This window comes from Holospora curviuscula (assembly GCF_002930195.1).
In the GTDB taxonomy this organism is placed as follows: domain Bacteria; phylum Pseudomonadota; class Alphaproteobacteria; order Holosporales; family Holosporaceae; genus Holospora; species Holospora curviuscula.
Genome location: NZ_PHHC01000064.1, coordinates 25,405 through 45,138 on the forward strand (window position 1 = coordinate 25,405; position 19,734 = coordinate 45,138).

Sequence of the window (19,734 nt, forward strand, 5' to 3'; positions counted from 1 at the left end):
AAGCCCCTATCAAAAAGAAAAAGCATGGTCGTTTGGAAAAAAGCGTGTTACGCGTTGGCTTGGATCTGCTGCGGGAATTATTTTTTAAAATTGATCGTTCGGTTAACAATTTCGTGAATGATATTGCGTCAATTTTTAATCAAAACACTGTAATTGAGCGGGTATTTACAGGGAGATAAACTTTTGTCCTGTACAGAGGTCGAACATAAAGAATATAAAACATGCGCAAGCGATCGCTAGGCTCTATTTATAGAAGGCTTAAAGAGTGGCACTGTAACGATAAAAAACTCTTGACCTGTGGGAAGACTTGTGAAGAAATACATATTAAAGAAACAATCAACGATATAGCGCCTGGACGTCTTGTATAGAGTGACACGCGTAGTATAGAGAAGACGCTTTGCAAAGAAAGAAAGTCAGGTAGAAGAAGTAAAACACTGGTTTGGTAAGAAGCCATAGTACCTGTTCCAAAAGAACCCATAGTATCGCTGGAATAAGCCATCCATAGCACCCATAACGGGTCTTGCAATAAGGGTTTTTTTAATCATTGGGTAGAACAGAGGTTGAATCAAAGCCCTAAAGCCCGGCCTAATTATAGATCATGCTTTATTCCATAACGCTTATAAGACAAAATAGGCTATTGAATCGGTTAATTTCGAGCGAGTTTTCTTACCCCCATATGGGCCCGATCTGAACCTCATTGAGAAATTCTGATCTACTATGGAACGATAAAGACAGAATTACAGAATTTGCTCAGTAATATGAGGATATAACCTGCTTTCTTTTCATACCTAATACTATATGATTTACTATAGTTTACACGTAGAAACAGGGGGCTTCTAGAAATAAACTACTTCAATAATTAAACAATTACTAAATCCTGTTAAGTAGAATAGTGTAGCCACGATTCGAAGAAAACCTAAAAAAGCAGGTTTTTTCCTCAGAGTTTAAGTTTCTAGAGTTTCATTTTTTTAGATTCTTTCAACTTCTTAATTTTCTTTTTAATATTTTCTATTTTTTGCTTAATATTGGTACTTTCAGCGCTTGGAAGGTTTTGTGGTTGAGATGTACGGTTAGTGCTTAGCGGTTGCGCATAGAGTGTTCCTATGGAGAAAAAAGTAAATAATAAGAATTTAACAGAATTAAACATAATTACTTCCATTTGTTTTTACTTTTTTAATATAACAAATAAACTTTAAATAAAAATAAAATTTCTTCTTGAGTAAGGAAAAAGAGCATTCACTGCAAAATCAAAATAAGCAAGAAATCTGTCACGCGCTTTGAGAAAAATGATAAAAAAAAGCTTAGGCGATGCATTTATCATAATATGCATTTATCATAATAAATAATATTGAATGAGGTACAAAAAGCTAATATTGTAAAAAAAGAAATAACAAAAAGTCCATATAAGAAGATTTAAAAAAGATAAGTAATATAATTGTCTCAATAAAAAAAGACAAAAGAAAGCATCATAAATTTTTGGGGTTCTTATGTTACAAAGGTAAGCTTGATTATAAAAAATTAGAATTGTTTTTCAAGAATAGTAAGGCTACTAAATTTAAGTGATATAGAGATTGAACTTTCTACAAGCCAAGGGCGTGCAGCAGTAGTATTAAAAAAGCTTGGATTCAGCTATAAAAAAGTAAGAAAAGAAAGAGAAGTACTAAAAAGCTATAAAAGATATTCCCCCCCCAGAAAACCTTGAATATATTAATGGAAGCTCTATTCAACGAAACATGTATAAACATAAAGGCTTGAGCAAAAAAGTGAAAAAATTGTGTCTTAGAACCAGTCACGTAAAAAGTTTAAATAGCAGGAATAAAGTATAGGATTGACCTCAAAGAGAGGTGCAAGAAGTCAAAAAGCTATACAAGTAATCTAAAAAATGAAGCGTGCAAAATCATAGAAAAAGGAATCAACAAGCGCAATAGAAAGCAATGAAGGACGCCACCTAAAGATGCTAGGCTGGTATAAAAGGGCATAGTTTATATCGAAAACGACTGTTTTTGGAGGGATCTCCCTAAAAAGTTTGGGCCATGGAAGAGAATATTGAATGACTTGAACAGGCTAAATCATAAAGGGGGAATTCAAGCATTGATGGATAAACCCATAGCTATCCTCAGAAGAGGGGAAAAGAGCAAATTTTTAGCATAGGAATTGATGGAGAGCCAGAGCATGAACCCACGCGCTTTTAAACAATGAAGAGATGGAAGCAAGAAAGAGACAGGTTCACACCTTGGGCTATTCGCTAAATGGTGATGTGCACAAGCGCTAGGCCTCATGATAGCACGTGTATCAAAAGAGTCTTATTTGGCTTGAATGAAAAATTTCCAAGGCTGGTGAACATTTTAACGGATTAAGAATAATCTACAGCAGTAGCTTTTTCTTGATACGCAAGGAGTTTTGCTTAGCATTGTAAAGTAAGCAGAACACACTAAGGGAGTGAAAGTCCAGTAAGGCGATAGCTTGTAGAGGGTTCATTTACTTGGCTAGATCATTTTAGAAGACTATCCAAAAATTATAAGAGGTCTACTGAATCAGCCAAAGCATTTATTTCACTATCCTTCACTAAAATAATTCTCCATAGGGTAAACAAACGGTTTGCGTGACTGTTTCTAAATCTTTGGACTTTTATGCTGTATTTAGGGGTAGATTTCCTGGATACAGCCTATGGCGCATTAAGAGATCCGTTGCTCTCGCTAAAGAATATTGTAGAACTTATATTGATGGATCAAAGGAGGGAGTATAGTCAAGCTTAGAGATAATCAGAACGCGTGATCCAAGAAATTTAACAGATCATGAATAAAAGCTTATTAAGGATCATTTTGCCTGGGGCACGTATGGTAATAAAAGTAAACACCAGAAGAAAGAGCGTGTTAATGGAGTAGTTTACATAATAAAGAGCGGCTGCCCATGGAAAATGCTTTCTAAAGATTTTCCGCCATAGTCCACTGTGCATTCGTTTTATCAAAAATGCAAAATCGAAGGAATACGGGAAAAAGCACTGAGCGCGCTTGTCAAGATACGTAGATAAAGTCGCTACTTAAATATCGAAAAAAAGTTAGGTTATAGCTTCAAAAACCTTAACCTATGAGGAAGCGAAATGAGATCAGTACCAAGATTCCATAAAGGATATATCTTAAAGCCTTATAAAGATTGATGAAAGTGGCATTGACCTGATTTTTTGAAAAGATGGAGGAAGAGGGAAAAAAAGGATAAAAGTTTTTTGTAAAAAGAGTAGTACATATTCTAAAGAAGCACACAATATAGTAGTATTAATAAACAATAAATAATACAACTCTATTCAATATTTGGGTAGAGTAATCGTTAATAAAAAAGTTAAAATCAGTAAAATTTTTAATAGTAAATAATATAAGTTTCTATAAGATGCACAAGACTAAAGAGTTCATTGAATTCGTTAGGTACACTGTCATCTTGCTGTCACTATACTCACTTGACATGAATCCAATAAAGCAATTCTGGCTAATATGAACCTATCGATTAAGAGTACAATTTTTGAGTTTAATACTTTATGTTATTATTGATAATTGTTATAATACGCTATATAAAGTTAATTGACTATAGCCTATTTATTAACTTTTTTTAAATTAATACTTTCCTTCTTAAAAATCTAACTGATTGTAGCACGGCGAGGGCGCTACACCCGATAGTGTTTGATTCAAAAATTGACGAAATGCAGGGCGAGACTTGATTTTACAGTACCACTCTTTAGCAGAAGGAAATTGTTTCCAATGAATGTCTCCAATATAATCAATACAGGATAAATGCGCAGCGCCTGCAATATCTGCCCAGGAAAAATATTTTCCGGCAAGAAAATGATGGGTCTCGGTGAGTTGTTCTAGATGTTCCATATGTTCTTGCAGCAACGCATACCCAGTTTTTAGTACTTTAGTATCGGGTGCTATACGATGTAGTTGGCATTTTAGAATTTTTTCATAAAACAATTTCCAAAATACATCTTGGTATACAATTTTATCAAACCATGAGATAAGCCTTCGTACTTCAACACGATAGGCATTACTTTCCCCCATAAGTACTGGACTCGGGTAAGCGTCCTCTAAATATTCGTTGCTAACATAATGATTAATACACACCAAGTTTTGGTCTACCAAGACGGGCAGTTCTCCCCAGGGATTTAAACTTAAGAGTCGAGACGAAGGTTTCCCAATCACTTCCCAGTGATGTTCAAATTCTAATTTCTTTTCTTTAAGCCCGAACGCTATCTTTCGTGAAAAAGGACAAAATGCACTATGGTACAATGTTCTCAAGGAAGTACGACTCCTTTTACAGTGCACGAAAAAGACTCTAATGGCGCTTTTTCTTCCTGAAATACTGGTACCAGTAAGCCTGATTCCAACGTATAAACTCTATGAAATTGCTTTAAACTTTCTACATTATGGGTAGCCATCAACAATGCAACGCCGTGATGCTGTGTCACATGGTGAAATAATTGAATAATCACTCGAGCAGTTTCTGAATCTAAGTTACCGGTAGGCTCGTCTGCCAACAAAATTGTAGGTCGATTGGAAAGCGCACGAGCAATGGCTACGCGTTGTTGTTCTCCTCCAGAGAGTTCATGTGGCTTGTGATAGAGACGTTCTGAAAGTCCAACATAGTCCAAAAGCGCTCTAGCGTAAGTGTGAGACTCTTTTATTGATTTTCCATTCAAGCGTTGAGGAAGCACTACGTTTTCTAATGCACTAAACTCTGGCAGTAAACAATGAGATTGGAATACAAAGCCGATATGAACACGCCTTAAGTAAGATTTTTGGTAATTATTGAGCATTCTAATATCGACAAATCCTTTTTGAGCACGTAAAAAAATTCTTCCGTATTGAGGAATCATTAATAATCCTAAAATACTTAATAAAGTAGATTTCCCTGAGCCTGAACGTCCTAGTAATCCCACGCATTCTCCAGAGGATAAAAATAAAGTTATTTTTTCAAGAATCGGTAATGAGTGATATTTGTGGCTTAAATTTTCTGCACGCATAACAAAATTTTGATGATTACTCATAACGTAATCCCTCTACAGGATCTAAGCGAGAAGCTTTTCGAGCGGGATACCAAGTTGCTAAAATGCTTAATACAATCGCAAGACCGCACACTAAAAAAGATTGGCTTAGATCTACTCTACTGGGCAAGTGTGCTAAAAAATAGATTTCTTCTCTAAATAACTTGCATCCAGAGAGACTTTCTAAAAATAAGCGAATGCGGTCCAGCTGATAGGATAATAAAAGTCCTACTCCGGTTCCGACAAAGGCGCCAAAAACGCCAATAAAAGAGCCTACGTATAAAAATATACGCAACACACAAGACTGATTGGCGCCTAATGCTTGAAAAATTGCGATGTCTTTCGTTTTATCTTTCACCAACATCATTAAACAAGAAATAATGTTGAACGCTGCCACCAAAACGATAAGCATTAAAATTAAAAACATAATATTTCGTTGTACTTCCAGAGTAGAAAAAAATTTTTCGTTCACTTGCTGCCAATCGTGCACGTAATAATCAGGAAATTTTTTTTTTAGCTCAAGTTTAATTTTCTGTAATCGATCTGGATCTTCTACAAAGATCTCTAATGCAGACACATTATCTCCCAAGGAAAATAGCATTTGGCTCGTAGCTAGAGGAATAAAAGAAAAATTTTGATCATATTCATGCATACCGCTCTTAAAAATGGCGACAAGTTTAAAAAATTTAGTCTTCGGAAAAGATCCAAACGCTGTGCGATTCATCTGAGGCGTTGTAAGCTTGACTCCATCACCGACACGAACATTAAGCTTACGTGCAAGACCACTTCCAATCATAATAGCGTCACCGGACATCAAAAAATTCCTTAAATCCCCAGAAATTAAATTTTTTGAAATTAAAGGACGTTTTGTGAGCACTTTTGGGGTTAACCCTTGCACTACAGATCCACACGCTTCTTTTTTTGAAGTCATTAATATTTGCCTTTGAACTAGGGGCGCTGTATATTTTACACCCAAAATTTTTTCTACTTGCGCTTGTACTTCAGATACATTTTGCAACTTTTCTCCTTCTGAAAGCAGTAAATGGCCATTGAATCCAATGACTCTTGCCACAAGTTCTTCTCTAAATCCATTCATCACAGACATCACTAAAATTAATGTTGCAACACCTAAGGCGATACCTAAAAAAGAAAAGCTTGCGATAATTGCAATAAATCGTTCTCTTCGAGAAGTCCAAAGATAACGCCAGGCAATAAACCATTCTGGAGATTTTAACATGTTAGTGACCTCAAGCCTCACTGTGGAGCTGAGGGGATTCGAACCCCTGACCTCGTCATTGCGAACGACGCACTCTACCAACTGAGCTACAACCCCGAGTATAAAAATTAGTCTACAGTATTTTCTCAAAGGAGAAAAGATCTTTTCAAAAGTAATTTATAGATAACTTCTAAGAGTTGCATAAAATTTTAAAAATTATAAATTAGACCCGTGAGGAACTCCTTGTTCTCCAGACAAAGTTTTTCTTTTTTACAACGGGGTCTATGAGAAGTCATTTTTGAGGATTACGACACCGGATACCGGCCATGATGATGACGTTGCAGCTGTCACGTTTGATTGTGTGTGCTAAGGATGGGCCATGCTTTTGAACGTTTTGATGTCACCGAAACTATACTGACAATGATAATAAAACTAAAGCACAGTTATTAAAAGTTTTTTCCTTCAGAGGCTGTGTTTTTAGAATTTATAAGTAAGATCAACTCTTTGATGCACGTTAGCCCGAAGCAATAAAGCTTTCCTTCTCTTTTAGAGAAGCAGGCTGCTGTTTAATACCCTCTTGCTGCGTAACACAGATTCCCGTTTTTAATGGGTGGCATTTTTTGTCCAAAATGATAAAAGTTTTTAGCACCTTTTAGCACGTTCTGTGTTTTTTACTCACCTGGATCGGGAGACTTGCGCGGTCTTCTTTTCGAAAAACTGAGCCCCATCACTACGATTGTGCAGAAAAAGCATTAAAACTCTGTCTGAAAGTGCCTATTTATGGTGGAAACAAAATCTTCTATATGTATAAAAGAATGGTTAACTGCCATTTTTACTCCGCTTTTTATAGAACAAAAATTTCAGAGTATCATATATTTTTTTTTGCAATGCTTAGCCCTAAAGAGTCCGCTTCACAAAATACACTCTTCTTTTGCTTGAGGCAATAGAGCAGCGCAGAGCTGTATAGGCTATTTTTTTAATTGTTTTCTAACAAATTAATCAACATTGACCAATAAGATTTTGTAAATTTCTATAAGAGGCTTGAGAATAGATTTGATTTTTTGCGACCAATATTTTATGGGATTGAGGGCTGGTGAGTCGTGATCAAGAAAAAGAAGGGAGTATTGAGCTTTCAATGAGCACTTTGGTTTTTGCAGACCTAAAAAAGCAGCATGATTCATAATGATGCGTAGTCCTTCTTGGGCATATTGAAGGCAAGACATGCTCAAGCTACTCCATAAATTTTTTTCTCTTAAAAGCGCTTTCATATCGGCGCTGCACCCTATGATCAACTTCTCCTGTAGCACTACAAAGCATTATAATTATTAGAAAATAGAAAAAAAGATAATAGGGATGTCAAGAAGACAATATAACCTAGACTTAAAAAAAACGCAGTAAAATACATAAAATTTAGATAATGATCAAAAGATAAGTGCAAAATTGTACTACCATTTATTTTTAGTCTTTTTTGTAACATTACGAATCTAATACAGCATCATGATATTAGTGACTTTTAAACATGGCCTTAATAGTCCCAATTATATAGGTCTTCCAGGTTCAGTCCTAGCGCTTTACAGTGTCTTTTAAGAGATTAGCCAGTAGATTTTGGTGTTATTTTTAGCTCACATTTTTGTGTATAAGTACTACTATATACTTTAAACACAGTAATACAGCTATTTTTTCAATAAATTATCATCGCAACAGTATATGGATTGCATCAAAGTAACTCAAAGTTTACAAAACATTAACCTCTAAATTCACTTTATTTTTTCGTTTGTCGATCTTGTTTTGCTAATCCCGGATGTGCTTACTATACAAAAAGATTATAATGCTCTCAGAGTTCTTAAAATAATGCGTGAAATTATTGTCTAACTATCTTTTATTTGGAAGATTTCCAAGAATTTTTTTTATGTTTCCAAAGCGTGTTAATAGCTGATTTATATCTTGGACTGTTGTTCCACTTCCTTTTGCCACACGTCTTTTTCGAGATGCGTCTAATATTTTGGGATCTTTTCGTTCTTTAGGAGTCATAGAAGATAAAATTGCTTTTTCCTTTTTAAAGGATGTATCCTTATTTTGAAGAGACTCGAGCACAGTTCCCATTCCTGGAATAAGCTTTAAAAGCGAAGATAATCCCCCCATTTTTTGTAAAGCATTCATTTGTAGAATAAGATCATCCAGAGTAAATATTCCTTGGCGCAGGCGCTGTAACTGCTGGGCTTGTGTTTCTTTGGAAAGTGCTTGGGTAGTTTTTTCTACCAGCTCTGTCAAATCTCCTTGATCTAATATGCGATTAACAATGCGCTTTGCATCCCATAGCATAAAATCTTGAGGTTTTTCACCAGTACCTAAAATTTTAATAGGAAGATTTAACAGTGATTTCAACGATAAAATAACGCCGGCTTTGTGATTGGCATCTAATTTTGACAATGCTATCCCCGTCAAAGGAAACTGGGAAAATGCCTTAATAACTTCTGTGATACTTTGTCCTATAAGACTGTCACAAACCAGCAAGACTTCTTTTGCACGCAGAATATTTTGTAATTCCGTCAGTTCTTGCATCAGCGCTGTATCTACGTGAAGCCGTCCCGCAGTATCGAAAATAACATGTTCATAGGAAGATTTATATGTTAGCGCTCTTTTTGCCGTAGTATATACATCTTCTCCTGGCACTACAGAAAGCACATCCACACCTATACTATGTCCTAAAACCGTGAGCTGAGTTTGAGCGGCAGGCCGATAAGGATCCAAAGATACTAAGAGCGTTGAAATTTTTTGAGTTTGAAACATAAAGGCTAGTTTCCCACACAGCGTCGTCTTTCCACTTCCCTGAAGCCCCACTGCCAAGATACAAGAATTTTTTGCCCACTGTACAGGAGCGTTATTCACCAGAGCAAGCGTTTCGTCGTACACAATTTTGCTAATGACTTGATCTGGCCGCAATGATCTCACAATGTTTTTTCCTAATGCTTGCTCTTGAACACGGCCTAAGAACGCTTTGATTACAGGAAGAGCCACATCGGCCTCTAGCAACGCAACACGGATTTCTCGCAAGGTTCGTTCTATATCTTTCTGGGTGATTACAGATCCCATACCCATACGTTGAACTGCGCTACGCAGAGCAGTTCCTAAGCGTCCGAACATAAATTTATGTATATAAAAACTACCGTTAATTTTTAGCCTAAATTACTATAAAAATCAAGCCTTAAATAAACTCATTAGAAATTTTAAAGTTTAATTTCTTGGAAACCGGCTCTAGATAAGAAAGAAATATTTATAATTATGGTGTATGCATTTACCTATTTATTATACCGTGGGTACTTGATTTTTAAAAAAAAAATTACAATGATCAAGAGAGAGTATTCTAGAAATCAGAATTATGATTTTTAACATAACTTGGCACTCAAGTTTAGACAAACTATCCAAAAATTTATTTTGTTTTTTTTCCTGTCTTATTTTTTTGGGTTTAAGCTATGCGGATCAAAACAAAGAGCAGAAAAAAGAAGCACTTTCTCAAAGTTCCAGTGTAAAAAAAACAGGGGTTGTTTCACTCAATAATATTCTAGAAGTTCTTCCTGCTTATCGTGTGTGGAAAAAAGATGTAGAACAATGGCGAGAAAAACATACCGCTGGATTGGTCAAGGAAAAAAATGCCCTAGAAAGAGAATGGAAAAAATTAGAAGGAATTCGAGGACCACTTGGAGAAGAAAAATATAATGCAAAAAGAAAAGATCTTGAGGATCGTGTTACGAAACTTGAACAGTCTCACACAGAAATACAGCAAAAAATTTATGCCGTAGAGCAAGCGGTCGCCAAGCTTTTAGATCAAGAGATGCAGAAAATTTTAGACGACTTATGTTCAAAGTATGGAATTTCTTTGGTTCTGAACGGTGCAATTGTTCTGCACGTAGATCGCGCTGAACTCAATATAAGTGTTATGGATCTCACCTCTGAAGTGGCGCGTTTAATGGAAAAACGTATTGATACTTTAAAAGAATATGTTCCAGGAATAAAAAATTAACAGAGAGCGCGAAAAAGGATTTATTTATGCCTTTTATTTTTGATGTATTTTTTATATACAAACACACATTGATAAATGGTGCAGCATCAGAAAAGCAATTTTCTGGTGTTGCCTCCTTCAGAACTGCGGGACCTCATCAGGTCACTTCTTTAGATCGTCTGGATTTACTGAAAAATAGTGTTCAGTGTAACGCTGGGGCGTGTTTTGTCCGTCCTGAGCATAAACATTTTTTGTCTGAAAAAACGCTTCCCTTATTGTGTAAGAGCCCTTGGGAGTCTTGTGTCACGTTAATGAAAGCTATAAACAAAAAAATTTCACCAAAAATACTCCCAGGAATTCATCCCTCTGCTTGGATTCATCCAACAGCTCAAGTGCCCAATTCCTGTAGTGTTGGCCCTTTTGTTGTGATAGAAGAGAACAGCGTGTTGGGAGAAGGGTGTATTTTAGAATCTCATGCCGTTATCGGTAAAAGTGTGTGCGTGGGAAAAGAATGTCACATTGGTCCCCATGTAACTGTGTTTCATGCTCAGCTGGGAGATCGGGTCCACATTCATTCTGGTGCCCGTATCGGTCAATCAGGGTTCGGATTTATTATTACAGATTCTGGTCCTGTGGATATTCCCCACTGGGGAAAAGTACAGATCGGATCTGATGTGGTGGTGGGAGCCAATACCACAATTGATCGGGGCACTTTAGAAGATACATGTATTGGCGACGGAACCCGCATCGATAATTTAGTCCAGGTTGCACACAATGTTCAATTAGGATGCAATGTGGTATTAGCAGCACAAACTGGACTATCTGGCAGTTGTTACGTAGAAGATGCGTGTATATTGGGGGGGCAAGTAGGATTAGCTCCGGGAGTACATTTGGGGGCTGGCACATCTGTAGCATCAAAAAGTGGTGTGATGCACGCGTCTTGTCCTGGTGCTCAGCTCGCCGGAATTCCTGCGATGCCTCTGCAGAAATGGAAAAGGCAAATTATTTGTTTACGACGTTTAGTGTCCAAGGATAGGGAGTAATATTATGAGTTCTGTTGTTTCTTCCGCAAGTTTAATTTCATCAGGAATTGAGCTTCCGATACAAGATATTATGCGATACATTCCTCATCGGTACCCCATGTTGTTGGTGGATCGAATTGTAGACGTGTTTCCAGGAGAACGTGCCGTGGGTATCAAAAATGTTACCATGAACGAATATTTTTTTCCTGGGCATTTTCCAGGACGTCCTGTAATGCCGGGAGTATTAATTGTAGAAGCAATGGCACAAACTGCAGCTGTTTTGGTGATGCATTCTTTGAATTTAACTTCTAAAGATCATATTGTTTACTTTATGTCGTTAAATCATACAAAATTTAGAACTCCTGTACAGCCTGGAGATACGTTGCGGCTTTATGTACAAAAAGAGCAGGAACGAGGGTATGTTTGGACTTTTAAGGGAGAAGCTTGGGTAGGCGAAAAGTTAGTGGCGGAGGCAGTATATACAGCAAAAATTTCTTCCACTGACGTCTACCCAAGCTAAGGATTGGGATTATTTTTTGAGTGAAACGGTAAAACTAGGAGCTCCGATGTATACGATTCTGGTGGTGGATGATGATAAAGAAATTTGTAAAACGCTGAAAGGTATTTTAGGAGATGAAGGGTTTAAAACGCATGTTGCGCAAACGCCAGACGAAGCGATGCAGAAAGTTAAAAGTGAAAATATTCAACTTATTTTACTGGATGTATGGTTTGGAAAAGATTCTTGGGATGGAGTAAATTTACTTGAACGCATTAAACAGTTGTCTCCCCTGGTTCCTATTATTATGATTAGCGGTCATGCTACGCTAGAGCTTGCAGTGAAAGCTATTAAACGGGGTGCTTATGATTTTTTAGAAAAACCTTTTGACCTAGATCGATTACTCTTATGTGTTCGTCATGGCTTAGAGCATGCCCAGCTTCGTATGCATCAGGTTATGGCTATGAATGAAGCACCCGCATGGCCTTTTCCGTTAGCTCCTTCCTTGGTACGGCTTGCCGCTACGGATGCGCGAGTTTTAATTTTGGGTGAGGACGGAACAGGAAAAACTGCTATTGCAAAAGAAATGGTGAGACGTTCTTCCCGAAAAGATAAATCGATTTTGATTTTAGAAGCACAAGAACTCAATACATTGGAAGAGCTGGAATTGTTAGGAATGGAAGAACATCAGACAGTAAGGCACGTCGGTATCTTTGAACAAGCTCAGGGAGGGACCATTATTCTTCGTAATGTGGATTGTTTAAATCCTTCATTACAACAAATTTTGTCTGAGCTTTGGGACTTAAACGGAATATATCGTGTTAATAGCCAAAATTTGGTGCCTTTGAATGTGAGGTTTTTAGCTACTGCTCGGGACACATTTTTTTCTCAATCTTCTACTTTTTCTAAAGAATTTTTTGATCGTATAGCGCTTAATCATTTTATTCTCAAGGCCTTTCGTCATCACAAAGATGAGCTAAAGCTTTGGGTAGAGTATTTAATCTCATTTTTTTCCCTCCGCTACCAAAAATCTCTTAAGCCGCTTGATTCAGTCATTTTACGTGCTTTACAATTATATGAATGGCCTGGTAACATCACTCAGCTTTCTAACATTATTGAAAACGCCGTGATTGTGGCTAAAACCGATACCTTAACTGCAGAAAATTTTGTACTTCCCGTGGTAGTTCCGTCTAGCTCTGTCCATCAAGACCTGTTCTCTCTTTCTTTGACGGATGCACGTTCTATGTTCGAATATTTTTATATTTCGTACCGTCTTTCGGAAGAAAATGGCAATGTGTCTATTGTTGCAAGAAAAATTGGAATGGAGCGTTCAGCGCTTCATCGTAAAATCAAACATCTTAGTGAACGACGGGAAAAAATCAATGAAAAAAATAAAATTCGGGCTTTTGTATAATTTTACTCTAACTCAATGAAGGCATCAAAAAAAATTAAAATTCCTAAAAAAGTACAAGCGCAATGATCAAAAAGACTATAGATCTTCAAAAACTACTTGATTTTTCTAAAAACGTACTCAGTACTATAACGCGCTTTGTAAAAGTAAAGGAGCTTGAGGCTTTGGGTGGTCAAAGCCTTTAAGGGCATACGGGATCTCATGGGTGTAGTCTATGCGTTTTTATGAAAACCTAGCGATTACAAAGTAATGATTATGATTGTGTTTATCTCTTAAAAGCCGTCACGTAAAAAGTTAAAATAGCAGAAATAAAGTACAGAATTGATATCAAAGAGAGATGAGAGAGATCAAAACGCTATACACGGGATCTCAAAGACGAAACCTAAAAAGTTATAGAGGAAGGAACCAACAAGCGCACGGGAAAGCAAAGGAAAGTTACCCCATAAGGATGCTAGACGAATATAGAGCAGCATAGTTTATATTGAAACATAGCTGTTTTGGAGGAATTGCTCTAAAGAGTTTAGGCCATGAAAGAGAGTGTTGAATGACTTTAATAAGCTAAAGCATAGAGAAATCATTGAAGCATTGATGGATAAATCCAGAGATATCATTAGAATGAAGCAGTGAAAAAAGCAAAGTCCTAGCATAGGAATCATGAATAATCAGAACATGGACCCACGCTTTGTTAAACAATGAAGCGATAGAAGCAAGAAAAGGGTAAGAAAAAATATCTAGGGGGAAGCCCCTTAGGCTATTGGCTAAATGGTGATGTGCACAGCGCTAGGCCTCATGATAAAAAATGTGCCAAAAAAGTATTATTTTGCTTGAAGGAGAGCGCTCCAAGGCTAATAAGAATTTTAGCGCATCAAGGATATCTACACCAGTGGGTTGATCTTCATACGCAAGGGGCTTTGCTTAGCAGTGTAAAAGATGCAGAACACACTAATTGGGTTAAGGTCCAGCACAGGATTGTAGAGCATTTATTTGCTTGATTCCATCATTGTAAAAGGCTATCCAAAGAGTATGAGAGGTCTACTTCATCAGCCAAAGTTATTCCACTAACCTTGACTAAAATATGCCTTAATAGGTTAGAAAAATGGTTTACGTCATTATAAATTTTACACACGGGTTACCCTACAAGACATACATTATGGAAGGGAAAACTGGGATTTTTAAAGTAAAACAGCTATGTTAATACACAGAAATTCTTATTGTGCCTGATAGAGTTGAGAAGTATAATATTTTAAGAATCAAAATAATCGTCAAGATGATAGGAATAAAAGCATTAGATCTTCTTCGTAAGGAAGGCTTTTTTGTAATTTTAGTTAAACTTTGTAAAGTTATGGAAAGCGATCTAGAAAAAAAAAGACCCTCTATATCAATACGATCCAACAAGATAAAAAATAATTCCAGAACTATTCAATACTTTTTTGATATTTATCCCGCACTATTTCATCAGATTCTTGTTAAAAATGATCTCCTAAACAGGCATAAAAAAGCCATGATTATAAGCTTGACGTCAGATGCAATAGTTGAAACTACTACGATTTCAAGCTACATCATAGTCAGGCGTTGATAAGCTTTATGTTTAGAATAAATGATTCCAGTATGCTGGATTATTCAAAAATATTAGGCCTTTTCCTAAAGGTAAAATGTTCTAAAACAGAAGGTGAAGATTTGACCTATCTATGCTAGCGAGTAGCCTATTCAGAGTGCAAAATTCCATCTCTGATCAGTTCACGTTTTACCTTTTGTAAACAAGAACCGCTGTTGCCAAAATAATCTCTAGTCTATGGTGGTGCTGGTTATCAAGGGATACACCCCATTCATCAAAAGTCAGAAGTCCCCTACACATTGAGTAAAAACAAATCATAGGAGAATAAAGAAATATACTTAAGGTCTTTCAAAGATAGGCAGTATGGTGAAAAATATCCTGGGTGACATTAAGACATTCAAAATTCTGTCTGAAAGATACAGGAACAAGGGTAAGGGCCAGAATATCAAATTTGGAATTGGTGCTGAAAGTTGTCAATCTTAAGAATAGATTTGCTGCTCTATGATTCCAAACGGGCACCCGAAAAAGGCTTTCTTGTCTTTCAAGAAATAAAAAAAGTACTGACTCAGAAGCTCTAATCTTAAAATTTTTGAGTTTACCTATCTTTACAATACTTTAAAACAGTTTTTTTATGCATCTCATTCAATGTAATTTATTATAGTCGTGTTTTTATAGAAGTGGTTTAGTGGGAGATTCCTAAGGAGAGCCCCTTGGCGCGATTTACCAAAATAGGGGTCATGCAAAACTACTGATAATGACTATAACCGTTGGTGTACAACAGAAGAATTAGATCGCGTTATTAGCGCTATTCAAAAAGATAGCTATCACGAATGGACTAGGATGGGAAGCATTTATAACAAAATGTACCAACGTGCAGTAGAAATCTTATAACAGGCGGGCAAGAAGCATAAGCGCCTGGAGGAGCTTAGTACCAAAATACATTAAAAAGTTGAGTTTTAAATGAGTAAGTGGAGCAAAAGAAAAACGCAACAAGCAATTTTATTACCCATACTTTTTGGGTGGAAAGGCATAAAATGATGGTATAAAGAGCTAAAAGTTTTTTCTATTAAATCGTGAAATTACTACTGTTAGTCCCAGAAAAAATGATCGATTAATTATTAATACCGAACAATAAACGCAGTTAGAAAAAACGAAGTGGTGTTGAACGTTTTTTTATACCATTTAAGCCAATAGCCACACGCCGTGACATTGATAGGAATAATTTTTTTAGTGGCCAAGATTTTTATTTGCTTGAAAGGATAGGAAAGTTTAGAGACGTTCCCTAGTTTTTGTGCTTTTTGTTACCTATGGAAAGCCTATTATAGAATATGTACCCAATTTCACTATTCATCAAAAAAATATACTTTTCAGATCAGTTTTTCTGACTTTAGTTTTTTTAAACTTCTCTTGTATTTTGTATGCTGAATTTATAAGAGTGCTTTCTAACTGTTAGGGGATTATATCCTAAAAAAATTAATGTTTTGTGTTACTCGGTTTTTTAAGGTATAAGTAGATTTTTTGCTTATCCACTCAATTAATATAGACTTTTAATCTTTGTTACGCTTTAAACGAGACAGATTTTATTCTTTCATAAGTTTTTTGTGCCATGATCTTAATCGTCTTTGTGCTACCTGTTGAATGTATTCCAGCTTGAATCTAATAGCTCAAGTAGTTTTTTACATCATTTTCATAGGATGAAATGATTGCTTGAAGCCTGTTCGCTGCTATTCCTAGATTTTTTATTTCTTTTAGATCCATTGCAGCCTCATCCATACTTTTCTAATCTATTACGCTAATTTTTTTTCTATTTTAAATCTCCATAAATATGTTTTATGATCACTTATTAACTCACATTAATACATAGTCTGAAACGGTATACCACGTTTAATTGTAATTTAGAAATAGTATAAGATATTTTAGAAATTAATTACAATAAGCACTAAAAAAAATGTTACTCATCTCGTGCAGTGAAATTATTTTTTTATTGACGCTTCTTCAAGAATCCCAAGCTTTAAAAATTAAACTAGCATTAGTTCCACCAAATCCAAAAGAATTACTCAGTACATAACGAAGATGGGCCACACTACGAGACGAGCAAGGAACTAAGTCAATCCCTAAGTTACGCTGAGTAGGCTCAAAGGAAGTCAAATTTAAGGTCGCAGGCACAATTTGATGACGCAACGCCATAATAGAAAAAAATGCCTCTAATGCACCAGAAGCTCCCAAAAGATGTCCGGTTGCTGATTTAGTAGACGACATGAGTGGAAGCTTTTCTCTCGAAACATTCTCGAAAAGACGCTCTACCGCCTCCAGCTCTACTTTGTCTCCTAATGGAGTAGAGGTACCATGAGCATTAATATAACCCAGGGCTTCAGGAGTAATATCTGCTACTTGTAAAGCTTCTTTCATACTACGATAAGCGCCCTCCCCAGAAGTAGCGGTAATATGGTAAGCATCACCGGTGGCACCATATCCCACAAGCTCTGCATAAATTTTAGCATTTCTTTTTTTTGCATGATCTAGATGCTCTAAAATAAGTGTAGCTGCTCCTTCACCCATCACAAACCCGTCTCGATGTTTATCCCAAGGTCGAGAAGCTTTTTCTGGTTCTTGATTGCGTACAGAAAGCGCTTTCATGGCAGAAAAGCCTGCAATACCAATTTTGCATACTGTTGCTTCACTTCCTCCGGAAATAATAACGTCTGCTCGACCATTTTTTATAGCCCAAAAAGATTCTCCCAGTGCGTGAGCACTAGCGGCGCAGGCTGTAGCAAATCCCATACTCGGACCTTTAGCTCCCGTCAATACTCCGATTTGTCCCGCAGTTAAATTAATCAAGGCGCCGGGAACAAAAAATGGACTCACGTCTTTATAACGACAAGCAAGAGCATTCACATTCTTCTCAATAAACGGCAGGCCACCAATCCCAGCACCAAAAAATACCGCAGTTCGTTCAGGATCAGAACGAGGATCAAACCCTGAATCTTGGAGTGCTTCTTGACTAGAGACTACAGAAAGTGCAATGAATCGGTCCATTCTTCTTAATTCTCCAGGCTTTATCCAATGCCCAAAGTTTAATTCTCCTTCCTGGGTACCTTCGGGGATTATACCTGCAATTTTACAAGGAATCTCTTCATCTCCTAGATCAATAGTTCGAATACCACTTTTCCCTTCTATCAAGCGATTCCAAACCCAGTCCGCTCCCATGCCAAGAGGACTAATAACACTCACCCCTGTGACAACAACACGCCGAGTCATGAGGGTTCTTCGTTGGATAACCGTGTTATTAATCCGACAATATCTCCTACTGTCTTAATTTTTCCTGTCTCTTCATCAGAAATTGTGCAGCCAAATTGCTTTTCTAGCTCCATTACCAGCTCAATCTGGTCTAAACTATCTGCACCAAAATCTCCTGTAATACTTGACTCCATGGTAATTTCTTTGTTGTGAGCCACGGAGCGGACTAGAATTTCAGATATCTCTTGAAAAATTTCATCAGTACTCTTTTTTTTTGTTTCCGATAAAACGTTTGAGTTGGAATGATTAGTCATAAGACCCCTAATGTAAATTATTTTAAAAAGTTCATATTATCTATTAGCATAATCTGAATTTTTTATCTAGTCCCCTTTGCACGTTTTAAAAACACTCTTTTTAAAAGAAAAATAAAAAATTTAAATGTGGTAAAATCTGTTTTTGAGATTAAGGATGTAGAGGATAATTTTGAACTGAGGATTAGACTTTTTGCATACCCTAAAAAATACGTGTTAACTAATTTAAGATTAGATAGATTATAGTAACCATCGTAAAACACAAAAGGAAGTATTAGAGGTATTTGAAATACACAAGAAGACAGTAAGTAGATGGAGTCGTAGATTGTAAGAAAAAAAATTACGATGCTAAAGAATGTTTAGGGTGTCAACGTAGAATAGACTATGTAAAAGTAAAATTATTTGTCAAAAAGTCATGCGAATATTAGATTAAACAATACTAAGGCTGGGTTTACGATAAGAAAAAAATATACCGCAGTAGTATTAAAGAATCTAGGATTTAGTGATCACGTCCCCCCTTTGCTTTTAGAGAAGTAAAGTAAGAAAAGTAAGATAAATATTCAGAAAGTCAGAAAAAAGATACTCCCTGGATCTCTTGTGTATGGTACTGAAAGTAGCGTGGATATAGAGCGTTTCAAAGATAGGGGGTAGGGTGAAAAAATGTTATACCATAAGAATGGTAAATGGTGTAAAAAAGTAATTTGAGGTATTAGACTGAAGCACGGATAGATTTAACAGACGGTTCAGACACTATAAAAATCAACGTATAGAAGAACTTATAACAGAATAAGAATTCATCTTGTTCAAAGCGTAACGAGGAGAAAATTCTATATTAACTGATTGGATAAGCGCTTCTCACACCTTAAAACGGGCATAGAAATACCAATAGATCTGCCCCGTAAGCCTAATTTTGAGAGATTAGGGGATGGATAGATATGGCGTGGTTTTAATCATAACACTTTTTAGATGGGAAAAAATTAAGATTAACGATGCCAAGAAATAATGTTGAACTTAACTTAATAGTGTCACTTTTTTTTATAGCTTTCGGCTAGAATTTCAAAGACTTTGAGCGAAGCAAACCCGTGTTCAACGTTTTACCCGTATTGGGGAAAATGCTCTGTTGGACTTTTTTTCATCTGGTTCTAAGGGCCTATTTTTGCTTTTTTTAAAGGAAATTTCTATGGTGAGGTTGTATTTTTTCAACATAACTTCTATAGTAATTTAGCTTAAAAACGGGATTTGAAAGAATTGAAATATCTTACTCACCATAACTATTGTTGCGCTGGTCTTTTGATGATTCCCTAATTTTATGTATTCTATTATGCTTTTTTTAAGTCTGTTCTATATTTTATTCTTACCATCTCTGTTATTTTTTTTGATTTTCTCATCATTATAATAAATATAATCCTATTTTCAAACTAAATTACTATAAAAAAGAACCCAGAGCAGCGCTG

At 36.2% G+C, this 19,734-nt stretch carries 15 protein-coding genes and 1 tRNA gene; 7 read left to right on the plus strand and 9 right to left on the minus strand.

Features of this window, described 5'->3' with window-relative positions; translation table 11 throughout:
* Positions 1-221 precede the first annotated feature (221 nt).
* Positions 222-368, plus strand: a complete 147-nt coding sequence (locus HCUR_RS08135) for a hypothetical protein (protein ID WP_165780608.1) — start codon at positions 222-224, stop codon at positions 366-368.
* A gap of 584 nt (positions 369-952) precedes the next feature.
* Here the strand turns inward: HCUR_RS08135 and HCUR_RS01110 are convergent.
* Positions 953-1,159, minus strand: coding sequence for a hypothetical protein (locus HCUR_RS01110; protein ID WP_104206364.1), 207 nt, complete (start codon positions 1,157-1,159; stop codon positions 953-955).
* Positions 1,160-2,809: 1,650 nt separating this feature from the next.
* On the opposite strand from HCUR_RS01110, the gene HCUR_RS10025 reads away from it, so the two are divergent.
* Positions 2,810-2,944: a transposase gene (locus HCUR_RS10025; protein ID WP_104206410.1), complete on the plus strand. Its 135-nt coding sequence runs from the start codon at positions 2,810-2,812 to the stop codon at positions 2,942-2,944.
* 676 nt (positions 2,945-3,620) lie between these two features.
* On the opposite strand, the gene HCUR_RS01130 is transcribed toward HCUR_RS10025, so the two are convergent.
* The 6 genes from HCUR_RS01130 to HCUR_RS01155 all read right to left on the minus strand — a co-directional run bounded on the left by HCUR_RS01130 (position 3,621) and on the right by HCUR_RS01155 (position 9,392).
* Positions 3,621-4,286 (minus strand): glutathione S-transferase family protein, encoded by a 666-nt coding sequence (locus HCUR_RS01130; protein WP_129591814.1) that lies wholly within the window; start codon positions 4,284-4,286, stop codon positions 3,621-3,623.
* The gene (locus HCUR_RS01135) at positions 4,283-5,035 is read right to left on the minus strand and encodes an ABC transporter ATP-binding protein (protein ID WP_104206367.1); all 753 of its coding nucleotides are present in this window, start codon (positions 5,033-5,035) and stop codon (positions 4,283-4,285) included. Before HCUR_RS01135 ends, HCUR_RS01130 begins: the two co-directional genes overlap by 4 nt.
* Positions 5,028-6,269, minus strand: coding sequence for a lipoprotein-releasing ABC transporter permease subunit (locus tag HCUR_RS01140; protein WP_104206368.1), 1,242 nt, complete (start codon positions 6,267-6,269; stop codon positions 5,028-5,030). Before HCUR_RS01140 ends, HCUR_RS01135 begins: the two co-directional genes overlap by 8 nt.
* Before the next feature lie 23 nt (positions 6,270-6,292).
* Positions 6,293-6,365: transfer RNA gene (locus tag HCUR_RS01145), tRNA-Ala, on the minus strand.
* Between the two features lie 878 nt (positions 6,366-7,243).
* Complete coding sequence (locus HCUR_RS01150) at positions 7,244-7,516, minus strand: hypothetical protein (protein ID WP_104206369.1); 273 nt, start codon at positions 7,514-7,516, stop codon at positions 7,244-7,246.
* Positions 7,517-8,120: 604 nt separating this feature from the next.
* A complete protein-coding gene (locus tag HCUR_RS01155; RefSeq protein ID WP_104206370.1) occupies positions 8,121-9,392 on the minus strand; it encodes a signal recognition particle protein in 1,272 nt (423 codons plus the stop codon).
* A 235-nt stretch (positions 9,393-9,627) separates the two neighbouring features.
* On the opposite strand from HCUR_RS01155, the gene HCUR_RS01160 reads away from it, so the two are divergent.
* From HCUR_RS01160 to HCUR_RS07660, 5 genes are all read left to right on the plus strand, one after another.
* Positions 9,628-10,269: an OmpH/Skp family outer membrane protein gene (locus HCUR_RS01160; protein ID WP_104206371.1), complete on the plus strand. Its 642-nt coding sequence runs from the start codon at positions 9,628-9,630 to the stop codon at positions 10,267-10,269.
* Positions 10,270-10,295: 26 nt separating this feature from the next.
* Complete coding sequence (gene lpxD / locus HCUR_RS01165; RefSeq protein WP_104206372.1) at positions 10,296-11,291, plus strand: UDP-3-O-(3-hydroxymyristoyl)glucosamine N-acyltransferase; 996 nt, start codon at positions 10,296-10,298, stop codon at positions 11,289-11,291.
* A 4-nt stretch (positions 11,292-11,295) separates the two neighbouring features.
* Positions 11,296-11,790 (plus strand): 3-hydroxyacyl-ACP dehydratase FabZ, encoded by a 495-nt coding sequence (gene fabZ, locus HCUR_RS01170; RefSeq protein ID WP_104206373.1) that lies wholly within the window; start codon positions 11,296-11,298, stop codon positions 11,788-11,790.
* 46 nt (positions 11,791-11,836) lie between these two features.
* Entirely contained in the window at positions 11,837-13,180 is a 1,344-nt protein-coding gene (locus HCUR_RS01175; RefSeq protein WP_104206374.1) for a sigma-54-dependent transcriptional regulator, read from the plus strand.
* A gap of 767 nt (positions 13,181-13,947) precedes the next feature.
* Entirely contained in the window at positions 13,948-14,169 is a 222-nt protein-coding gene (locus HCUR_RS07660) for a hypothetical protein (protein ID WP_129591815.1), read from the plus strand.
* A gap of 2,558 nt (positions 14,170-16,727) precedes the next feature.
* On the opposite strand, the gene fabF is transcribed toward HCUR_RS07660, so the two are convergent.
* The gene (gene fabF / locus HCUR_RS01185) at positions 16,728-17,990 is read right to left on the minus strand and encodes a beta-ketoacyl-ACP synthase II (protein ID WP_104206376.1); all 1,263 of its coding nucleotides are present in this window, start codon (positions 17,988-17,990) and stop codon (positions 16,728-16,730) included.
* Complete coding sequence (locus tag HCUR_RS01190; protein WP_104206377.1) at positions 17,987-18,283, minus strand: acyl carrier protein; 297 nt, start codon at positions 18,281-18,283, stop codon at positions 17,987-17,989. The genes fabF and HCUR_RS01190 overlap by 4 nt, the downstream gene beginning before the upstream one ends.
* Positions 18,284-19,734: the final 1,451 nt, after the last annotated feature.